Below are 18,902 nucleotides of genomic sequence, written 5' to 3'. Positions count from 1 at the left end.
AGCACCCTACCTCCGAATACATCAATCACCCATCGTTCTCTTGCGTAAACTCAGCTAATCTGCGATAAATCCCAACGATCTCTTCCATCGGCATTCTAACTAATCCGCTAGAAGAGGGTGCAACAAATTCACGAACGCCATCTACCTTTGGAGGCACGTCCCCTTGAAATCCCCAGTTTGCTTTTGTTCTGCGGCTAAACTCTGTATACACACCCTTACCTACAAAACAGGCGACTTGAGGCCGATATTTCTCCAGCTTGGAGCGAAGCATTTCCCGACCCTCCTGGTATTCTTCACGAGTAATATCGTCGATTCCCCGTGTGGGACGGGCAACAATATTTGTAAACCCATAGCCCAGCTTAAGCAAGTCCCCATCCTCAGACGCATCATACAACCGGGGAGTAAGTCCAGACTGATGTAATATTCTCCAGAAATTATTCCGCGGATTCGCGTAATGATGTCCTACCTCGCCAGAACGGATACTAGGATTGAACCCAATAAATACAATCTGTAATCCGTGATCTAAGTGATCTGGAATTTCATCCATGTTATTATGCCTCCTAACCAAACGTCGATCTAGTTCAACTTACGGGGTATACACCTTAAGACAGGACGGCGGTATATGACCTGCCAACCATACCTTATTACCCGCATTATAAAAGGTTACACCCATTTGACCCGCTCTAATCGTATCAACAGTTAACAATATCAATTTCCCTCTGCGACTTCCGGCTAAACTGGCAAAATGAGTCCCTTCAGACAAATGAACATACTGCCGTCCCATCGATTGGAGTCCCTCCTCCAAAATCACAGAAAGCACACCAGCATGAGTTCCGTGAAAAAGTACAGCAGGCGGAGTCCCCGGCTCATAAGTGATTTTTGTATGGCTATGCCCGTACCGGGCTTTGATCCGGTCATCAACGATTTCCAATCGTTGCTTGTCGCAACCTGCGACCACTTGCCGAATATCTCCCACAGTCACCTCTGACCATCTAGGAGTGCTTACAATAACAGACAGTAAATCATCCAACCTACAGGAACCATCCTCTGGATCCAAAATAAGACCATATTGCTCCGGGGTATGCCGAAGCAGCTTAGTCATAAATTTACTTAACGACACTTCCGCTGTATTGCTTAACATTATATTTTCACCTCAATTTTTCCTATTTATATTATTCTACAGTAAAGGATCTCTTCGAAGCAGATTCCAGAGGCATTACAGCAATCACACATCCATGTATTACCTCTTACTATGCAAAAAAGACCATGGACTCTATCGTCCATGGTCGGGCTTCACCTAAATACAAAACTCCTTACCAGTTAATACAGCGATGTTATTTTACCGGAAACGAATATACTGGTTCAGAGGCTGACCTGAAAGTTCCATATCATCCTTATCGTATCTCCAAAAGCATAATCCAACTATCCAGTTTATGTCAACCAGTAGTCTTTTATCTGTAATCTTTTACTTACCTTATTCTAAACTTATTCTTAACTTATTCCAACAATGCTTTCAATTCAGGCGTCATATCCGATTCTTTTAACATTACGAAATCGCTATAACCCTCTTTGTACATCAACTTCACAATGTAGTTGCCATTCTCAACACCATAATGGAAATGATGGTCCAAAATATCTGTTAATAATGTCTTATCCTTCGTAACAGCCGTACGATTCTTTTCGCGTGCAAGCGCTACTCTTTGTTCAGGACTAGTAGGGTTCTTAGGTGTTTGCTCGTCCATATAATCATCTTTTATAATCTCTGCCGATTGGATATCTTCAGCTGTTATTTGTATTTTATCGGCATAACCTTTTTCGTTCATCCACTTTTCAAGCTCATGGAAAGAAGATTTCCATGGATAATTATAACCATAACTTGAAGAAACTTGATTGCTGTCCTCTTTTGCCTTTACCTCTATTTGGAGATTAGCCACATCAGGTATTCCATCCTTATCTATCTGTACTTCGTAGGACATATTCAAAATTTCGCGTTTGATAATCTCCTTTAGCTCTAAAATTTCCCCGGGATCAGAGATCGCTACTTTTTTATTCCTGTTAGTAACCCACATATAATCCAGGTCTTTGTCTAAGAGAGCTAAATTATACTTTTCATACTTGTAAGCTTCGGTATCCTTAACCGCCTTGAGCTCTGATTCAAACCCCTTATTAGGGATCCAGTATTCCCTCACTAGCTTGTGACCATTCTCCAATTGATAAGCCAGAGTAAAATATTCATAAACGTATTGTTGTGAGGTAAGTTCTGGACGTACCGCAACTACCGCTTGATGGAGTTTACGGACAGCTTCTATATAATCTTTATCATCGGAAAAAGGGTTCTGCCCCATGTAGGGTGTAGTGTACAAATCATCCGTTGGGGCATACAACCGGTAGTTAGCTCCCATATATACACCGCTAATCTTATCACCGGAAGGCACTCTAGCTTCATACCCCGTAACACTTGATACCGGGATATACAGAAGTAACCCTATCATTACCGCATAAACTGCAAACTCAGCTACCATTTTACGCGTCATAATCTGCCATGTTTTCCGAACAATCATTTCTGCGGCGACATAACCAATAATGGCTCCGATGGCATATCCACTAATCACCCAGCCCATTTGCTGTTGCTTCATTTGCGCAAAATAATTACCGGCAATAAGCATGGCGCATAACATAACCCCTGCTTTAAACAGTGGGTTGAAATATCCAAAGGCAATAGCCTGACCCGCTTTTTCCGTATTACGTTTACGGTATAACAGGTACGACAACCCGATAAATAGAAGTGCCAATACCCCATAAATCCATAATTCTGTATTGGTGAAGGGTTTGCCGGTAAAATAATACACGATATGAACAAAAGGAGACCATATCTGCGAAATAGAATCACGCAAGTTAGAGTTTGCATTTGCATATCCATAAAGATACATAGCTAAATGGCTGTGGATTAATGAGATCAGTACAACAGGAAGAATAAGCAAAATATAAATGATAATTCCCTGAAGAATAGATTGGCCTGTACATATTCCCACAAAAACACTAAAACAGAAGAGGAACAAAGTCAGAATACTAACTGTGATACACCATTGCCAAATATCTGCGCCTTGAAAAATATAAAAATTCCCACTCCATGGCTTTACAACAGCAACCACCCCAGCAGTTAACCAAACAGGCAGCAATAGTAAGGTAAGTCCACTCGTCAGATGAGCTGTAAATATATGCTCTCTGCGTAAAGGCAGGCTATGCCAAAGATCTGCGGGTGATTTTGCCTGAAGGTATCGGAATAAGAATAGTCCTGCGGCAACTGGGATCGTAATGATAAACAAGGCTTGCACACTACCAGCTATGCGAAATAAATGATCAACTTCCTGCGGTTTTGCATCCGGATTGCTGCTCATAAAGAGCTGCAATGGAAGTGCAAATAATAAGCCGAGTGCATATATAATCCCTATCCAGCCATGCTGGCGGAAGTTCTGGCGAAAAATACTGCTATTAAAGTAGTAATGGCTGCGCGTCATATCCGACATCCCCCATTTCATAAATAAAGATCTCTTCTAACGTTAATGGAAGCAAATCGAATACGTATGGCTCGTACACCTGAAAAGCCGCTTTGATCCGTTCACGATCCCCTTTTACAATATATAGGTTCACACTTCCCCGGCGCTCTTGATGCAGAACTTGTAGCTTGGCAGCTAACGGAATCTCATGCCGTTCATCTCGAAACGCCACTTGAATCTTATGTGTATCCGCCTTAAGATCATCCAGATCCTTCTCAATCAACATCTTCCCACCATGCATAATCCCGACATGATCGCACAGATCTTCAATCTCACGAAGGTTATGGGAAGAAATGATTACCGTCAACTCGCGTTCAGCAACCTCCTGAAATAGCAGGTTTTTGATCTGACGCCGCATCACCGGATCTAATCCGTCAATCGGTTCATCCATAATCAGCACATCCGGCATACAGCTTAAACATAACCAAAATGACGCTTGCCGCTGCATCCCTTTGGAGAAACGACTGAGTTTGCGTTTTTTATCGAGCTGAAATACGGTTCCCAAATCTTCAAAACGCTTCTGATTCCAGCTCGGATAAATCGAGCGATAGAAGGCCGCCATTTGCAGCATGGTGGATTGTGGGAAAAAGTAAGGAGCATCCGGCATAAAAATAACCCGTTGCTTAGTCGTCGGGTGTTCGAAAACCGCTTCACCATCCACCCGCACGGTCCCCTTATCTGGAGAGTAGATGCCCGCCAATGTTTTGAGCAGCGTTGTTTTGCCCGCGCCATTAGAGCCGAGCAGCCCATAAATTGTTCCTTTATGTACCGTTAAAGAGATATCGTCGACTGCCTTCTCGCCTTGAAATAACTTGCTGACTCCCCGAATCTCAATCATCACTCTTCCCTCCTTCTCTTTGCTTCTCCACTTGTTGGTACAAAGAACTAATCTCAGCTGCGGTGAACCCAAGGTATACCGCCTCCGCCATCAGCCTAAGCAACTCGTTCCGGACTTCCGCTTTTTTGATCGCATTTTGTTCTTTTTTCACTGGGGCTACAAAACTTCCTTTCCCCTGTAATGAATAGATATATCCCTCACGTTCCAATTCACGGTAAGCCTTCTGAATCGTATTGGGATTCACGGTTAGCTGCTGGGATAACGTCCTTACAGAAGGTAGCTGTTCATCCGTCTGCAAAATACCATGCAGAATCATCTCCTTGACCTTATCGGTCAGCTGCTCATAAATCGGCTTCCGACTACGAACGTCCAGTTCGAACATAACCTTCCTCCTTCCACTATCTTGCATTAAATCCATTATGATGTGTACTAACTGTACTACTATTATTAATACAGTTTTATTTATATGTCAACAAAAAAATCCCCAAGATTATCCTTTGGGGATCTATCTATCTCTTACTATTAATCAAAATTACGTCCGATCGCGCCGAGCCAATCTCGTCCACAATAGTTTTAGGACCCTGATGACGCTGTTTCCCGCTTTTAAGCTCCCCTGAGTCCGATCGCGCCGCCCCCCCCCTTATCTCCCCCGTAGCTTTCGGACCCAGATGACGCTATTCGCATATTTTCCGCCTTTTGAGCGAAGTTTCGGACTCCACTGCAACTATTGCCTAGAAAGACGCTCATTTCGGGCGTTTTTCACACCAATAGCGGCTTTGGGGTCCGTTACTACTCCAAATGCCGCTGATTCCAGCTTTTAAGCTCAACTGAGTCCGATCGCGCCAAGCCCCCTTATCCCCCGCGGCTTTCGGACCCAGATGCCGCTATTCGCACATTTTCCGCCTATTGAGCGAAGTTCCGGACTCCACTGCAGCTATAGTCTAGAGAGACGCTCTTTTGGGCGTTTTTCATGCCAATAGCGGCTTTGGGGTCCGTTACAACTCCAAATGACGCTGTTTCCCGCTTTTAAGCTCATCTGAGTCCGATCGCGCCAAGCCGACCTTGTCTCACGGGGCTTTCGGACTCAAACGCTGCTGTTCCCCGCTTTTAAGATCATCTGAGTCCGATCGCGCCAAGTTCCCCTCATCCCCCATGGATTTCGGACCCAGATGACGCTATTCGCACGTTTTCCGCCTTTTGAGCGAAGTTTCGGACTCCACTGCAGCTATTGCCTAGAAAGGCGCTCATTTTTGGCGTTTTTCACACCAATAGCGGCTTTGGGGTCCGTTACAACTCCAAACGCCGCTGATTCCAGCTTTTAAAGTCATCTGAGTCCGATCGCGCCAAGTTCCCCTCATCCCCCATGGATTTCGGACCCAGATGACGCTATTCGCACGTTTTCCGCCTTTTGAGCGAAGTTTCGGACTCCACTGCAGCTATTGCCTAGAAAGGCGCACATTTCCGGGCATCCGCTACAATAAACCTCCTAAATAAACGCAAAAAAAGAGACGTCCCTAAGCCATTTTGGCTTTGGAGACGTCCCTTTGAGTATTAGTGACTGTAATTAAGCATACCAGCCCCATACGAAGATGAAGAGCGTACCGAATATCGTAACTAAACCAACGAATAAGGCATAGGCGATATTGATGTAAAGTTCTTTCTTGGTATCTGCTGATTCACCAATATGCATGAACAGGAAGAGCTGCAAGGAAGCCTGAATGAGGGCTGTAACAAGCAGGATAGCCATGTTCGCAGTGTTGGATAGATCAAGGTAGATTACAGCAAGTGCAGCCACAGAAAGGACAAGAGAGGCTAAGAAACCCATCACATGGCGAATTGGAAACAATTGCTTCATCATGCTACATCAGTCCTTTCAGATAGACGAAGCTGAAAATAAAGATCCAGACAACGTCCAAGAAATGCCAGTACAGCGAGAAGATAAAGGATTTATTGGCCGTAGCCGGATTAATACCTTGACGCTTCAACTGGATTAGAATAGCCGCACCCCACAGGAACCCGAACGATACGTGAGCTCCATGTGTTCCCAGCAGTACAAAGAGACTGGATAGGAAACCACTGGTTTGAAGTGTAGCCCCTTCGTGAACATAAGTGACAAACTCCGTGATTTCAATACCAAGGAAGCCGAGACCCATTAGAAGGGTTAGTCCGAAAAAGACCATCATGGCTTTTTGGTAACCATGCCGCATGGCATGAACTGCAAGACCAATCGTGAACGAACTTGTCAGCAGCAGCAATGTTTCGATCATTACTGGACCAATTTCGAAAAGATCCGGCCCGCTAGGGCCGCTGGCAAAACGGTCTACCATTACAAAGTAAACAGTGAACAATGTAGCGAACAGTGCAATCTCCGCTCCTAGAAAAACCCAGAAGCCAAAGATTTTATTACTATTCTCTTCTGTTGAGTATTCAAGCGGCTTAGACGCATCTATTTTCATACTGTCTCACCCCGCAATTTCTTTTCAGTAGCAATAACTTCTTCTGCTGGGATGTAGAATCCGTGATCCCTATCAAAGGACATAGCAGCTAGAACAATGAGGATACCTACTCCAGAGAGGATCGCTGGAATCCAAAGACTGAAGACCAGAGAGAACCCTGCAATGAAGAAGATAACACCCAAAACAAATGGTTTTCCTGTGTTGCTAGGCATATGAATCTTAGTAATCTTATCTTCAAAAAGCGGTACTTTATCTTGTTTAGCAGACCAGTAAGCATCGCGTGTTTTTACATTTGGAACCACTGCGAAGTTGTAAGCTGGAATCGGGCTTTTCGTTGCCCATTCCAAAGTACGTGCATCCCACGGATCTCCATCAGTATCTCTTGGTTCGTAACGAGTACTCCAGTAAATGTTATAAACCAGGATTACAAATCCAATAGCGAGACCGATCGCACCTACGAATGAGACCATACTCAGCGGGCCAAATCCGGTATCCGCAGAATAGGTATATTGTCGGCGGGTCATACCCTTAAGTCCAAGAATAAACAGCGGGAAGAACGATACGTTAAAGGAAATGATAATCCACCAGAAGGCATGCTTGCCAAGACGTTCATTCAGACGGAAACCGAATACTTTAGGGAACCAGTAATGGAACCCTGCGATAACGGCGAAGACCGCACCTGGAATAAGAACGTAGTGGAAATGGGCAACCAGGAACATCGTATTATGGTACTGGTAATCGGCACTGGCCATAGCCAGCATGACACCTGTTACCCCACCAATCGTAAAGATCGGAATAAAGGCCAGGGTGTATAGCATAGGTGTCGTAAAGGTTATTCGCCCTTTTCGTAAGGTAAATAGCCAGTTAAATATTTTCACACCTGTTGGTACGGCAATGGCCATGGTTGTAATCGAGAAGAAGCTGTTAACCATAGCACCTTGACCCATTGTATAGAAATGGTGAGCCCATACTAGGAAGGACAAGAGGGAAATGATCAACATACTGAATACCATGGATGTATATCCATACAGGTTCTTTTTAGAGAAGGTGGCGATAATTTCACTATAAATACCGAATGCCGGTAAGACAACGATATATACTTCAGGGTGACCCCATACCCAGAACAGGTTGGCCCATAACATATCCATACCGCCATTGGCCATCGTAAAGAATTGAGAGCCGAACAACCGGTCGAACATCATCAACGCGAGTGCAACCGTAAGCACAGGGAATGCGAATACGATAATTACGTTGGTGATCAATACGGACCAAGTAAACATCGGCATTTTCATCAACTTCATGCCTGGTGCACGCATTTTCAGAATCGTTACAATAAAGTTAACGCCTGTGAGGAGCGTACCAATACCTGAAATTTGTAGTGCGAGCGAGTAATAGTTATTACCCACCGTTGGACTGAACTCTAAACTTGCTAGCGGGAAATATGCGGACCAACCAGCATCTGGCGATCCCCCGATAACAAACGAAATGTTAAGCAGCATAGCTCCAAAGAAGAAGAGCCAGAAGCTGACAGCATTCAGACGCGGGAAGGCAACGTCTCTAGCACCGATTTGCAGCGGAACGATAACATTCATCAGACCGATAATAAACGGCATGGCCATAAAAAGGATCATAATCAAGCCGTGTGTTGTAAATACCTCGTTGTAATGCTGTGCGTCAAGAAATTTCATGTCCGGGGCTGCTGTTTGCAGCTTCATCATAATAGCGTCAACGCCGCCGCGGAAAAGCATAAGCAATGCAGCGAGGATATACATAATCCCAATACGTTTGTGGTCAACAGTAGTCAACCATTCGCGCCATAAATATCCCCATTTTTTAAAATAGGTCAGGCCGACGATAATCCCGATTGTAGCCAGAACAATACTTGCCATAGCTCCGTATATCAGGGGTTCGCCGTGGACCTTAAATTTATCCCAATCCATTAGGAATCGCTCCTTTCAAGTTGTTCAATTAACTTTGACTAGTGTCCGTCATGTGTTGTGCTCTCTTCTAATGGAGAACTAGGTGTCGGCTCATCCAGTTCTGGATTAGGCTCGGTGTTGAATTCCGTCTCGCTGGATGGTGCTGGAGTCGGGTGAATTTCTTTATTATCCTGATGCTCCATACTTCCGTTATCCGTATCCATTTCAGTGCCACCATTACTCATATGGTCACCATGGCTTCCCGGAGGCGGGCTAAAGGATAAGTGAGTATTCGTATACGTTTTACGTCCGACATGTTCCATTTCCAAAAGACCTTTAAATTCATCTTCCGTCAGTGGACCCGCCGTTTCTTTAACGTCTTTCACCCATTCCTGATAGTCCTTATCTGTCATCGCAAGTGTTTCAAACTCCATGTGGGCAAAACCCTTACCATTAAAGTTCGCATTTCTTCCGACATAAGAACCTACAGTATCAGCTGAAAGATGCAAGGTTGTGATCATGTCGCTCATCGCGTATTTTTGTCCTCCCAATTGTGGGATCCAAAGACTTGAGATCGTACCGAAAGAATACAATCTGAACTCTACAGCGCGGTGAACTGGAATGTTAACGTAGTTTACTGTTTCGATACCTTCTTCTGGGTAGCTGAAATGCCATTTCCAGTTAGAGGAGGAAGCATAAATTACAAGCGGTTTCTGATCTTTATAATCCGCTGCAACATTTTCTACATCTACTGTTGTTTTGACGGTGACTACGGAGAGGAATGCCACGATAATAATCGGAATGGTAATCCAGATAGCCTCCAGCCATTTGTTTCCTTCCTCGTGAGGAGGAATATAATCTTCGTTGCTTTTTTTAGCACGGTATTTCAAAAGCACAAAGACATATAAGATGTAGACAACTGCCAGAACGCCGAGCATCATAACAATGGAGAGAATGATCGTGTCAGATAAAGTTCTTGCAGCCGGCCCCTTCGGATTCAGAACAGCGATTGAACTGCATCCTGGCAAGAGTAAAATTAGGCTGAGAAATAAAGCGTATAACGGTCCCTTTTTGTTCATGCTTAAGCTCCTTCCTTCAATACTTCTTTTATTAACCCTCAACATTAACCTTAATATATAGTAAGAATTTATGGGGAAGAAAGCAAAAGACTTATTTTTCCATTTAGCCTAAAAAAGACCTTAATAATGGCGAACAAGTTAAATATGTGTGATCAATTTGTTACAAGTTTCTAATAGTATGATAAAGATCACTGTAACGGCGCTGTTTATGGGTTGAAAAATTCCGTTCAAACTTTGTTCAATAGTTTACTAAAGTTGCTAATTTAGACACATCTATTCTGCGCAAAACGGGGTGATTTTAACCATTTTTTGTTGATGCGCCAGTATTTAGCCGGAGTCGCGTGCTTTTTATGATTGTGGTTGAAATCATAGTTAACTTCTAAAAGGTAACAAATTATTCTGCTGGGGGTTACAATCTCTCAAATTTCATTCTATCAATGTATGTTAAGGTAATAGACAAATATACATAGATAGGAGATTTTTGACGATGTCTTTAAAGAAAGTATGGCTATTATTAATCGTATTATTCATTGGTTCCGGATCAATACGAGCGATAGATTCAGTGAATGCAGCAGGTGCAGGCTCCCTTAGGTTAGGTGTGAACGATAAGTTAACAACTATTGAAGCAGTTTCGGTAAAAGATACCTATTACGTTCCTCTACGTGATCTATCACAGGAACTTAAGTTAACGCTAACTGGAGTGAGCGATGGGATAAAAGTTACAGGTCAGAACAGATCAATCAAACTGCTGAATGATCATGCAACAGCTACTCTAGGCGATGGAAAGACCATATCCATGAGTACATTTTTGAAAAACGGAAAAACAATGGTTCCACTGAAATTGACCTCTTATCTTGGTTTTGGAATTTCCTTTAAAGCAGATCAATATTTATTGCGTGTAAAAGATGGCTCGGCTACATTAGATGATGCAACATTTGTAAGTAAGTTTAAAAAGGAATTGAAGCCAAGCGCAACTCCTGGAACTTCTACGCCAACTGTTGGGAAGCAAGGTAAGACCGTATACCTCACCTTTGATGATGGGCCAACGGCTACAACTTCTACATTGCTTGATATTTTGGCAAAATATGATGCGAAGGCAACTTTTTTCATGATCGGACCGAATATGAACCAGCATACTGCGCAAGTGAAACGGATTGCGAATGAAGGGCATGCTCTCGCATTGCATGGAATGACGCACCGGAAAGAGAAGTTTTATGCTTCACCTGCGGCTGCGCTGGGAGAGATGGATAACGATAATGCCATTTTGAAAAAGATTACAGGTCAAAGCACTACACTGATTCGTCCTCCTTATGGAAGCAAGCCTTATTTCACAAAGGCCTTTAGAGATAAAGTCTTGGCTCAAGGTTATCATCTGTGGGATTGGAACGTGGACTCAGAGGATTGGAAATACAAGGATGCTAGTACGACGATCTATAATTCGGTAATGAATCAGGTTCATAAGCTGCAGAAATCGCAGACCAATCCAGTGATTCTGATGCATGATCAAAAAGCTACACTTAAAGTACTTCCGCGTATCTTAGAGTCATTGAAAAAAGAAGGCTATACATTCCACGTCATTAGCTCAGATCTGAAACCTCTGAATTTCTGGAAGGATACACGCTGAGTTTTTTTGAAAAAATCAAGAGGGAATCCCAACAGCTGTGAACTAGCTGTTGGGATTCCCTCTTTTTTCAGGTCTTGAACTAAACACTAATTTTTGTTTAATCCGATCACATTCATGCTCCCGAGTTTTTCTATCGGACCCAGATGACCTTAATTGCTGGATTTGCCTCTGTTTCGGGTGCTATCGGACCACATAGCCGCTATTGGTGCAAAAAACACCAGTTATCAGCGTTTTCCACACCAATAGTTGCACTGGAGTCCGAAACATTGCTACAAAGGCGATAAATGGGCGAATAGCGGCTACTGAGTCCGATAGCATATGGGGATGGGTATGAGCCCACGCATCGGACCCAGATGACCTTAATTGCTGGATTTCCCTATTTTCAGGATGCTATCGGACCTCATAGCCGCTATTGGTGCGAAAAACACCCGTTATCAGTGTTTTCCACACCAACAGCTGCACTGGTGTCCGAAACTTTGCTCCAAAGGCGATAAATGATCGAATGGCGTCTGCTGTGTCCGGCCTGTGGGGATGAGTATGGGCCCACGCTATCGGACGCAGATGACCTTAATTGCTGGATTTAGCTATATTTCAGATGCTATCGGACCTCATAGCCGCTATTGGTGCAAAAAACACCAGTTATCAGCGTTTTCCACACCAATAGCTACACTGGTGTCCGAAACTTTGCTCCAATGGCGATAAATGGGCAAATAGCGGCTACTGAGTCCGATAGCATATGGGGATGAGTATGAGCCCACGCATCGGACCCGGATGACCTTAATTGCTGGATTTGTCTCTGTTTCGGATGCTATCGGACCTCATAGCCGCTATTGGTGCAAAAAACACCAGTTATCAGCGTTTTCCACACCAATAGTTGCACTGGAGTCCGAAACTTCGCTCCAATGGCGATAAATATGGAAATAGCGGCTGCTGAGTCCTAAACTCCACTCCCAAGCCACTAAATGAGCGAATGGCGTCTGCTGTGTCCGCCAAACCAGTTGGGATGAGTATGAGTCCACGCATCGGACCCAGATGACCTTAATTGCTGGATTTAGGTATATTTCGGATGCTATCGGACCTCATAGCCGCTATTGGTGCAATAACCACCAGTTACCAGTGTTTTCCACACCAATAGTTGCACTGGTGTCCGAAACTTCGCTCCAATGGCGACAAATGTGCGAATAGCGGCGGCTGTGTCCTATAGCCTATGGGGATGAGTCTGAGTCCACGCTATCGGACTCAGATGACCTTAATTGCTGGATTTAGCTATATTTCGGATGCTATCGGACCTCATAGCCGCTATTGGTGCAAAAAACACCAGTTATCAGCGTTTTCCACACCAATAGCTGCACTGGTGTCCGAAACTTTGCTCCAATGGCGATAAATGGGCAAATAGCGGCTACTGAGTCCTAAACTCCACTCCCAAGCCACAAAATGAGCGAATGGCGTCTGCTGTGTCCGCCAAACCAGTTGGGATGAGTATGAACTCACGCTATCGGACCCAGATGACCTTAATTGCTGGATTTGCCTCTGTTTCGGGTGTTATCGGACCACATAGCCGCTATTGGTACAAAAAACACCAGTTATCAGTGTTTTCCACACCAATAGCTGCACTGGAGTCCGAAACTTTGCTACAAAGGCGATAAATGGGCAAATAGCGGCTACTGAGTCCGATAGCCTTTGGGGGTGAGCATAAGCTCACGCATCGGACCCAGATGACCTAAATTGCTGGATTTGCCTCTGTTTCGGGTGTTATCGGCCCACATAGCCGCTATTGGTGCAAAAAACACCAGTTATCAGCGTTTTCCACACCAATAGCTGCACTGGAGTCCGAAACTTACCCCCAATGGCGATTAATATGCAAATAACGGCTACTGAGTCCGATAGCATATGGGGATGGGTATGAGCCCACGCATCGGACCCAGATGACCTTAAACTGGGGAATATCAAGTAGACAGTGTGTTTGAAAAACTAGAGATCAGCCGGGAACACTAGGGGTACGGGGTACGGGGTACGGGGTACGGGGTACGGGGTACGGGATACGAGTTACGGGGTACGGGGCTACGATGTATGAGCATACCGATCATCTCCTAGGTTTTTATTGTTTCCACGCCTCCGTCTTACCACTAGTGTGGGCTGGAGATCACATAGCATATGTTTGCCCGCAACCTGCTGGGACCAACTTACGTCTATACGCTCCTGACCTACTGAGATCAACTTACATCTCTCCCCCCTTGACCTGCTGAGATCAACTTACATCTCTCCCCCCTGACCTGCTGAAACTAGCCTACGTCTATACGCTCCTGACCTTCTGAGACCAGCTTACATCCCTCCCCCTTGACCAACTGGGATCAGCTGGCTCGCACTTGCTCCCAATCTACTATAACCACGAACAGCAGAGCAGCGATCTCCGTTACTGGAGAACCGCTGCTCTGCTGTTTTAATATTATTATGAAGTCTATAGTTTGAAGCTGGACAATGTCTTTTGCAGATCTTCTGCGAGCACCGCTAAATACTGAGCTGAAGCTGACATTTCCTCCATTGCGGATAGTTGCTCCTGACTCGCTGCACTTGTGTCCTGAACACCTTCTGCACCTTTACTAGATATAACGTTGACCTGTTCCATAGCTGCTGCGACACCTTGTGATTCCATGGCCACATGAGCAACCGCTTCTCTAATCTCCGCTGTCTGTAAGGTAGCTTCTTTAATGGAAGTCTGAATCTCATGAAAAGCTTGAGATACCAGATGACTTTGAACTACGCCATTGGTGACTAGCTCAGTACCCAAAGCCATGGATTCTACTGCGCTTTCGGTTTGCTTTTGGATATGTGTAATAATATCTGTAACCCGCAAAGAACTATTTCTAGTTGCTTCCGCCAGATTACGAATTTCTCCAGCAACTACAGCAAATCCCCGTCCATGCTCACCAGCCCGTGCTGCTTCTATAGAAGCATTGAGCGCAAGCAGATTCGTCTGTGTAGCAATACCGTTAATCGTTGTAATAATTGTATTAATCTCTTGTGACAATGTCCCTAGATTAGAAACAATCTCCTGACTCTGAGTTACACTGAGGTCAATTTCCTTCATCTGCACAATGATTTGGTCTACAGCCTCTACTCCACGATCCGATGAACCGGAAACTACTCCCATTAGATCCGACATTTCATAGCTGCTGCCCTCTACGGCTGCAATATCATTGGTCATTGCTTTTATGGAACGTGTTGTACTGTTAATGCTCTCTGTCTGCTCATCAAATCCCGCAGCAATCTCTCCAGAAGATACAGCGATCATTTGTGAAGCCAATGAGGTCTGCTCAGCACTAGCGCTCATCTCTTCCGATGAAGCTGACAGCAGTTCTGCACTCTCTGCAATCCCTTGCATCATCTTCCGCAAGCCCTGCAGCATATTGTTAAATGAACTGTTAATTTGGCCGATCTCATCCTTAGCGGTGTAAGTTGCTACCACAGTCAAATCTCCATCTTCTGCCCGCTTCATTAGTCCTTGCAGTTCTTTAAGGGGTTTTGTTATCAGTCGAATAATTGCAATACTAATTACGAAACAAATCACCCAGGCGAACGTAATCATTATGGTATTGTTTACCCGCATGCTTTTAGCGGTTGCCATGGAATCTGAATTGTGTTCATCAGCATCTTTAAGCAAAGAATCACTAATTCCTTTAAGTAGGTTGATCATTTTTTCACGGGATTCGTTAAATTCGCCTGAAAATACTTTATAGGCCTCTTGATTATGATTACTATCAGCAATCTTTATAATGTTATCCCGCTGTGCACGATAATCTGGCAAAAAGGATTCATACTCTTTGATTTTACTTACAATAGCAGGATCATTATACTGAATCGCTTTCACCTTGTTCATAAGTTCATTATTATCCTGAACCTTCACTTGGATACTCTCAGAAAGTTCTTTGTTTTTGCTGGCATTTACGCTAATCAAACGCTCCAAAAGATAGGATTCAATAGCCCGATTATTCGTACGCATCTGCCCTACGTAAGAAACAGGCAATAAATTTTCATTATATGTCTCATTTGTTTTTTCGGCCATTTGGGTCATCGTAATGATGCCTATGCCACCTACAACATTAACCATGATTACAGCGAATACCAAAAGCAACCCTATTTTGTATTTCACTTTCAAATTTTTCATCTACACTCCGCCTTCACATTATCTTATGATCTATCTATTTTTATCGGTCGGAAGGGCTAAGAGTTTGATGATTTTTTAAATATTGTGTCGAATAAAAGTATATATTGTCATAAAACGACTTTCCTCAAATATAAAAAGGACGGGCACCCGATCCGCTATTACTCCGAATCCAAGTGTGCCCGCCTACTCAAACTTCCTCTTCCTTATTCTCCAGAGGTATAGTACCAGTACAAAGTATCACCGTTCTGCAAAATATAACTGTCTGCACTGATGCTTGGATCCGCATCCCGGTTCGTTTTATACTTCCATCCGCTGCTTGGGCCTCCATCAAATTCAGCCAACCCTTCAATAGATTTCACGTAGATGCTTCCAGCGTTGCCGGATGATACTACCTTAGTCCCTAATTGACTGACTAGTAAGCTATAAGCCGTTTCGCCCTCTTTTAGAGCTACTGTTGTACTGGCTAGGATGGTTCCTTTCCGGCTATCTCCAATCACTGAGAGGGTAGCGGTAGCTTTTGCTGGAGCAATAACAGACGATCCGACAGTCAGAGACTGAGTATAACGCGCTACGCTCGGTACGCTGTCTTTAGTATAACCGGTAACAGTCAGTGTATAGCTATTTGCCGGGAGACCCCCATCAACAACAGCTACACCTTGTTCATTCGTGATTACCTTCTTATCACCAATCGAAACCTGCACACCTGCAGCCGGTGAGATAACCGGATCAGAAGTGAAGCTTTCCTGATTCCACACCCACTTTTTCTGTGAAACCTTTACAGTAAAAGCTTCATTAGCTTTTGGCTGTGGTGGGGTAAGCACCACAGCATCTACAACCTGTGTATTTTCTCCTGCATAATAGACAAGCACACGATCGGATTCCTGTAGTTCGAACGCATCCATACCCACACTTGGATATATCCACTCCCCGCCGCGTGATACCACGAAGCTCCACCATCCGTCGTAAGTACCTTGCGAAACTCCATGGATACCTGATACAAAGTTGCCATAAGACGATTTGGTGATATCTACTTTAAAATCATCGGTAGACCCTAGTTGTTGCAACGCTTCAAGGGCATTGGAGGCTTTCAAAGTCCCCTCACTAATCAACCCTTCCGGGCCTTCAACGGTTAGCGAAGCTGTTACATTCTTAGAAATCACTTTTAGAGCTTTTGTATATTTAGCAATCGTTGGGGCTTTGCCTTCACGGTAGCCAGTTACAGTCAGTGTATAGTCACCTGCGGGCATATTTCCTGAGAATACGGCCTCACCTTTAGCATTCGTCGTTACCTTGTGAGCTCCAATTTGGACCTGAACACCCGCAGCTTTTGCAGTTACAGGAGAGGAAGTATTCGTAGCAGCGTCCCATTTCCACGTCTTACTAGTTACAGTGACGGTAAAAGAATCGCCCTCTTTAAGATTTGCTTTGGAAAGCGTAACGGAATCCACAAGCTTAGTGTCGTCTCCGGCATAATAAACCAGTACCTGATCTGAATCTTTAAGTACAAAATCACTCATGCCTACATCGGGATTAATCCATTTTCCGTCACGCGATACAACATACATCCATCCGTCATAACCACCAAAGCTTCCAGCAGCAATACTTCCGATGCCAGTCACATAACTGCCCGAAGGATTCGTGATCGGCAAGTTCGTTTGAAGCGCCAGCTTCTCTAACGCTCCAAGTGCGTTGCCAGCATAGGCGTACCCTTGTGCCAACGTGGCCTGTGGTCCCTCAATCGTTACTGGAGCGTAGATGAGTGAACTCTGAATGGAGGATTTGGAAAAATCGTATAGCTTACTGTTGCTTCCTTTATACAGCAAATTATAGGCAACCAGCGCCTGAAGCCCTTGCTCTGTCGCCAGAATATTACTGCTTCCACCACGGCTATGGGTGAAGCTACCATCAGCTAGACGATAGCTGAGCAGGTTCTCCATTAGATCCACTTTGTTTTTGGTGTATTCTAATCCACTAGGATCAACTCCGAAGGATGTGAGTCCAAGGATTGCTTGTGCGCTACTTTCAGCACTGTCACCGTAACCCCCATGGCTATCTTGAGCTGCAGATAACCAAGCTACGGCTTGTAGCCCTGCTAAGTAGGCTTCGGGATTATTTTTATGTGCCGCCAGAGCCGTCAAGGTTATCGCTGTCATATCAGGCTCACTTGCGCCTGAGGTTAGTGCAAAGCCCCCATCCGGATTCTGTTTGGAGAGAATCTCCGTAAGGAGCTTATCCGCCGTCCATTTCGCGTCACTTGGGATATTATATTTACCAGAATCCAGCGCAAGTAAAGCATATACCGGATTATTAAGCGTCTGTTCACTGAGCTTGCTATTATTATAAATTTTCTCAATCAGATTATAGCCAGGAGTCGTTCCGTTACCAGCAAAGCTAGTAGGATCTGCACCAATCGCTCTCACTGCGAGCACGATTCGAGCATAATCGGTTACATTGGTGAAATCGCCAGCTGCATCCTTTACTTTTTTCTCAAGCTCTGAAAGGTAACTAGCCGGCAGCTTGTACCCTGCTTGCGCTAATCCAATGGCTTGCCAATCCGATTGCACGCCACCTTTCAAGAGATATTCTGCAGCCGCATAAGTCGCATCCGCAACATTAATCCGCTCCGCAGCAGTTGCCTCCAGACCGGCGCCAGCGCCCGCTTCTGCAAATATTTGTCCCGCCGGAGCAAGAGATGTTCCTAGAATTGAAATGACCATGAATAAGGCCAGCCCAAGTGCTACAAACTTGGAAGACATGATTTTCTTCATTGTTTAACCTCTTTCTGTATAAGAATGGGTACTGCCGGGAATAAGACGCATAACATAAAGACCGCCCCTTTGGAGGGCGGTCAGGGAAGATTACAAATTGAGGCTGCGGCGCTTGCTTCCTGCCAACAGTCCATCTGTATATGTTCCACATTCTTACCCCACGAAGAATAGAAACGCTCACGAAAAAGGCAGGTCTCCTGGCTAATGCTTCATCGCTGTTCTTCACCTTCCCACCCTACCTTCGGGGCAGTGGCTTATAGAAGAAACGCTCCGCACATACAGTGGCGGGACCGCGCCGGACTCTTGCACCGGACTTCCCTTTTAAGCAGACGACTAGATTGATAGAGTCTGCACCTTTTCCAGTATGTAGTATCTTATTTTGACATCCATAATCATATCTATTAATACATAGCATGTCTATAGAAAAGCTTAGTATGGGCAGCAAAAAAATGAACAGCAATACGCCACCTTCCGGTAGTTATTGCTGTTCAGAAAG

Annotated in this window: 12 protein-coding genes and 1 riboswitch; of the genes, 1 reads left to right on the top strand and 11 read right to left on the bottom strand. The window is 44.5% G+C overall.

Annotated elements, in window-relative coordinates; translation table 11 throughout:
- Positions 1–25 precede the first annotated feature (25 nt).
- From MKY54_RS04680 to qoxA, 9 genes are all read right to left on the bottom strand, one after another.
- Positions 26–547: a mismatch-specific DNA-glycosylase gene (locus MKY54_RS04680; RefSeq protein WP_076129577.1), complete on the bottom strand. Its 522-nt coding sequence runs from the start codon at positions 545–547 to the stop codon at positions 26–28.
- Between the two features lie 39 nt (positions 548–586).
- A complete protein-coding gene (locus tag MKY54_RS04675; RefSeq protein ID WP_339189687.1) occupies positions 587–1,141 on the bottom strand; it encodes an RNA 2'-phosphotransferase in 555 nt (184 codons plus the stop codon).
- Positions 1,142–1,496: 355 nt separating this feature from the next.
- Positions 1,497–3,518, bottom strand: a complete 2,022-nt coding sequence (locus tag MKY54_RS04670) for a hypothetical protein (RefSeq protein ID WP_339189685.1) — start codon at positions 3,516–3,518, stop codon at positions 1,497–1,499.
- The gene (locus MKY54_RS04665; protein ID WP_036680830.1) at positions 3,493–4,395 is read right to left on the bottom strand and encodes an ABC transporter ATP-binding protein; all 903 of its coding nucleotides are present in this window, start codon (positions 4,393–4,395) and stop codon (positions 3,493–3,495) included. Before MKY54_RS04665 ends, MKY54_RS04670 begins: the two co-directional genes overlap by 26 nt.
- On the bottom strand, positions 4,388–4,777 hold the full coding sequence (locus MKY54_RS04660) for a GntR family transcriptional regulator (RefSeq protein WP_076129581.1): 390 nt from the start codon (positions 4,775–4,777) through the stop codon (positions 4,388–4,390). The genes MKY54_RS04665 and MKY54_RS04660 overlap by 8 nt, the downstream gene beginning before the upstream one ends.
- A gap of 1,182 nt (positions 4,778–5,959) precedes the next feature.
- On the bottom strand, positions 5,960–6,250 hold the full coding sequence (gene qoxD, locus MKY54_RS04655; RefSeq protein ID WP_036680878.1) for a cytochrome aa3 quinol oxidase subunit IV: 291 nt from the start codon (positions 6,248–6,250) through the stop codon (positions 5,960–5,962).
- Positions 6,251–6,254: 4 nt separating this feature from the next.
- Positions 6,255–6,851, bottom strand: a complete 597-nt coding sequence (qoxC, locus tag MKY54_RS04650) for a cytochrome aa3 quinol oxidase subunit III (RefSeq protein WP_042124373.1) — start codon at positions 6,849–6,851, stop codon at positions 6,255–6,257.
- Complete coding sequence (gene qoxB / locus MKY54_RS04645) at positions 6,848–8,791, bottom strand: cytochrome aa3 quinol oxidase subunit I (RefSeq protein WP_076129582.1); 1,944 nt, start codon at positions 8,789–8,791, stop codon at positions 6,848–6,850. The genes qoxC and qoxB overlap by 4 nt, the downstream gene beginning before the upstream one ends.
- 38 nt (positions 8,792–8,829) lie before the next feature.
- Positions 8,830–9,849, bottom strand: a complete 1,020-nt coding sequence (gene qoxA / locus MKY54_RS04640) for a cytochrome aa3 quinol oxidase subunit II (protein ID WP_036680822.1) — start codon at positions 9,847–9,849, stop codon at positions 8,830–8,832.
- A 487-nt stretch (positions 9,850–10,336) separates the two neighbouring features.
- Here qoxA and MKY54_RS04635 point away from each other — a divergent pair, with 487 nt between their 5' ends.
- A complete protein-coding gene (locus MKY54_RS04635; RefSeq protein ID WP_076194154.1) occupies positions 10,337–11,473 on the top strand; it encodes a polysaccharide deacetylase in 1,137 nt (378 codons plus the stop codon).
- 2,458 nt (positions 11,474–13,931) lie between these two features.
- Here the strand turns inward: MKY54_RS04635 and MKY54_RS04630 are convergent.
- Positions 13,932–15,638 (bottom strand): methyl-accepting chemotaxis protein, encoded by a 1,707-nt coding sequence (locus MKY54_RS04630; protein WP_076185021.1) that lies wholly within the window; start codon positions 15,636–15,638, stop codon positions 13,932–13,934.
- A 203-nt stretch (positions 15,639–15,841) separates the two neighbouring features.
- Positions 15,842–18,406: a DUF4430 domain-containing protein gene (locus MKY54_RS04625; protein ID WP_339189682.1), complete on the bottom strand. Its 2,565-nt coding sequence runs from the start codon at positions 18,404–18,406 to the stop codon at positions 15,842–15,844.
- A gap of 169 nt (positions 18,407–18,575) precedes the next feature.
- Positions 18,576–18,779, bottom strand: a riboswitch (cobalamin riboswitch).
- Between the last annotated feature and the right edge of the window lie 123 nt (positions 18,780–18,902).

Origin of the sequence: Paenibacillus sp. FSL P2-0121 (assembly GCF_037975345.1) — a bacterium.
Taxonomy (GTDB): Bacteria; Bacillota; Bacilli; order Paenibacillales; family Paenibacillaceae; genus Paenibacillus_AQ; species Paenibacillus_AQ odorifer.
Note: the sequence above shows the minus strand (reverse complement) of the source record. Positions and strands in the feature narration are given on the sequence as shown.

Coding starts and splice junctions, on each gene's coding strand:
- MKY54_RS04680 (WP_076129577.1), bottom strand. CDS start 547: ATGGATGAAATTCCAGATCACTTAGATCACGGATTACAGATTGTATTT.
- MKY54_RS04675 (WP_339189687.1), bottom strand. CDS start 1,141: ATGTTAAGCAATACAGCGGAAGTGTCGTTAAGTAAATTTATGACTAAG.
- MKY54_RS04670 (WP_339189685.1), bottom strand. CDS start 3,518: ATGACGCGCAGCCATTACTACTTTAATAGCAGTATTTTTCGCCAGAAC.
- MKY54_RS04665 (WP_036680830.1), bottom strand. CDS start 4,395: ATGATTGAGATTCGGGGAGTCAGCAAGTTATTTCAAGGCGAGAAGGCA.
- MKY54_RS04660 (WP_076129581.1), bottom strand. CDS start 4,777: ATGTTCGAACTGGACGTTCGTAGTCGGAAGCCGATTTATGAGCAGCTG.
- qoxD (WP_036680878.1), bottom strand. CDS start 6,250: ATGAAGCAATTGTTTCCAATTCGCCATGTGATGGGTTTCTTAGCCTCT.
- qoxC (WP_042124373.1), bottom strand. CDS start 6,851: ATGAAAATAGATGCGTCTAAGCCGCTTGAATACTCAACAGAAGAGAAT.
- qoxB (WP_076129582.1), bottom strand. CDS start 8,791: ATGGATTGGGATAAATTTAAGGTCCACGGCGAACCCCTGATATACGGA.
- qoxA (WP_036680822.1), bottom strand. CDS start 9,849: ATGAACAAAAAGGGACCGTTATACGCTTTATTTCTCAGCCTAATTTTA.
- MKY54_RS04635 (WP_076194154.1), top strand. CDS start 10,337: ATGTCTTTAAAGAAAGTATGGCTATTATTAATCGTATTATTCATTGGT.
- MKY54_RS04630 (WP_076185021.1), bottom strand. CDS start 15,638: ATGAAAAATTTGAAAGTGAAATACAAAATAGGGTTGCTTTTGGTATTC.
- MKY54_RS04625 (WP_339189682.1), bottom strand. CDS start 18,406: ATGAAGAAAATCATGTCTTCCAAGTTTGTAGCACTTGGGCTGGCCTTA.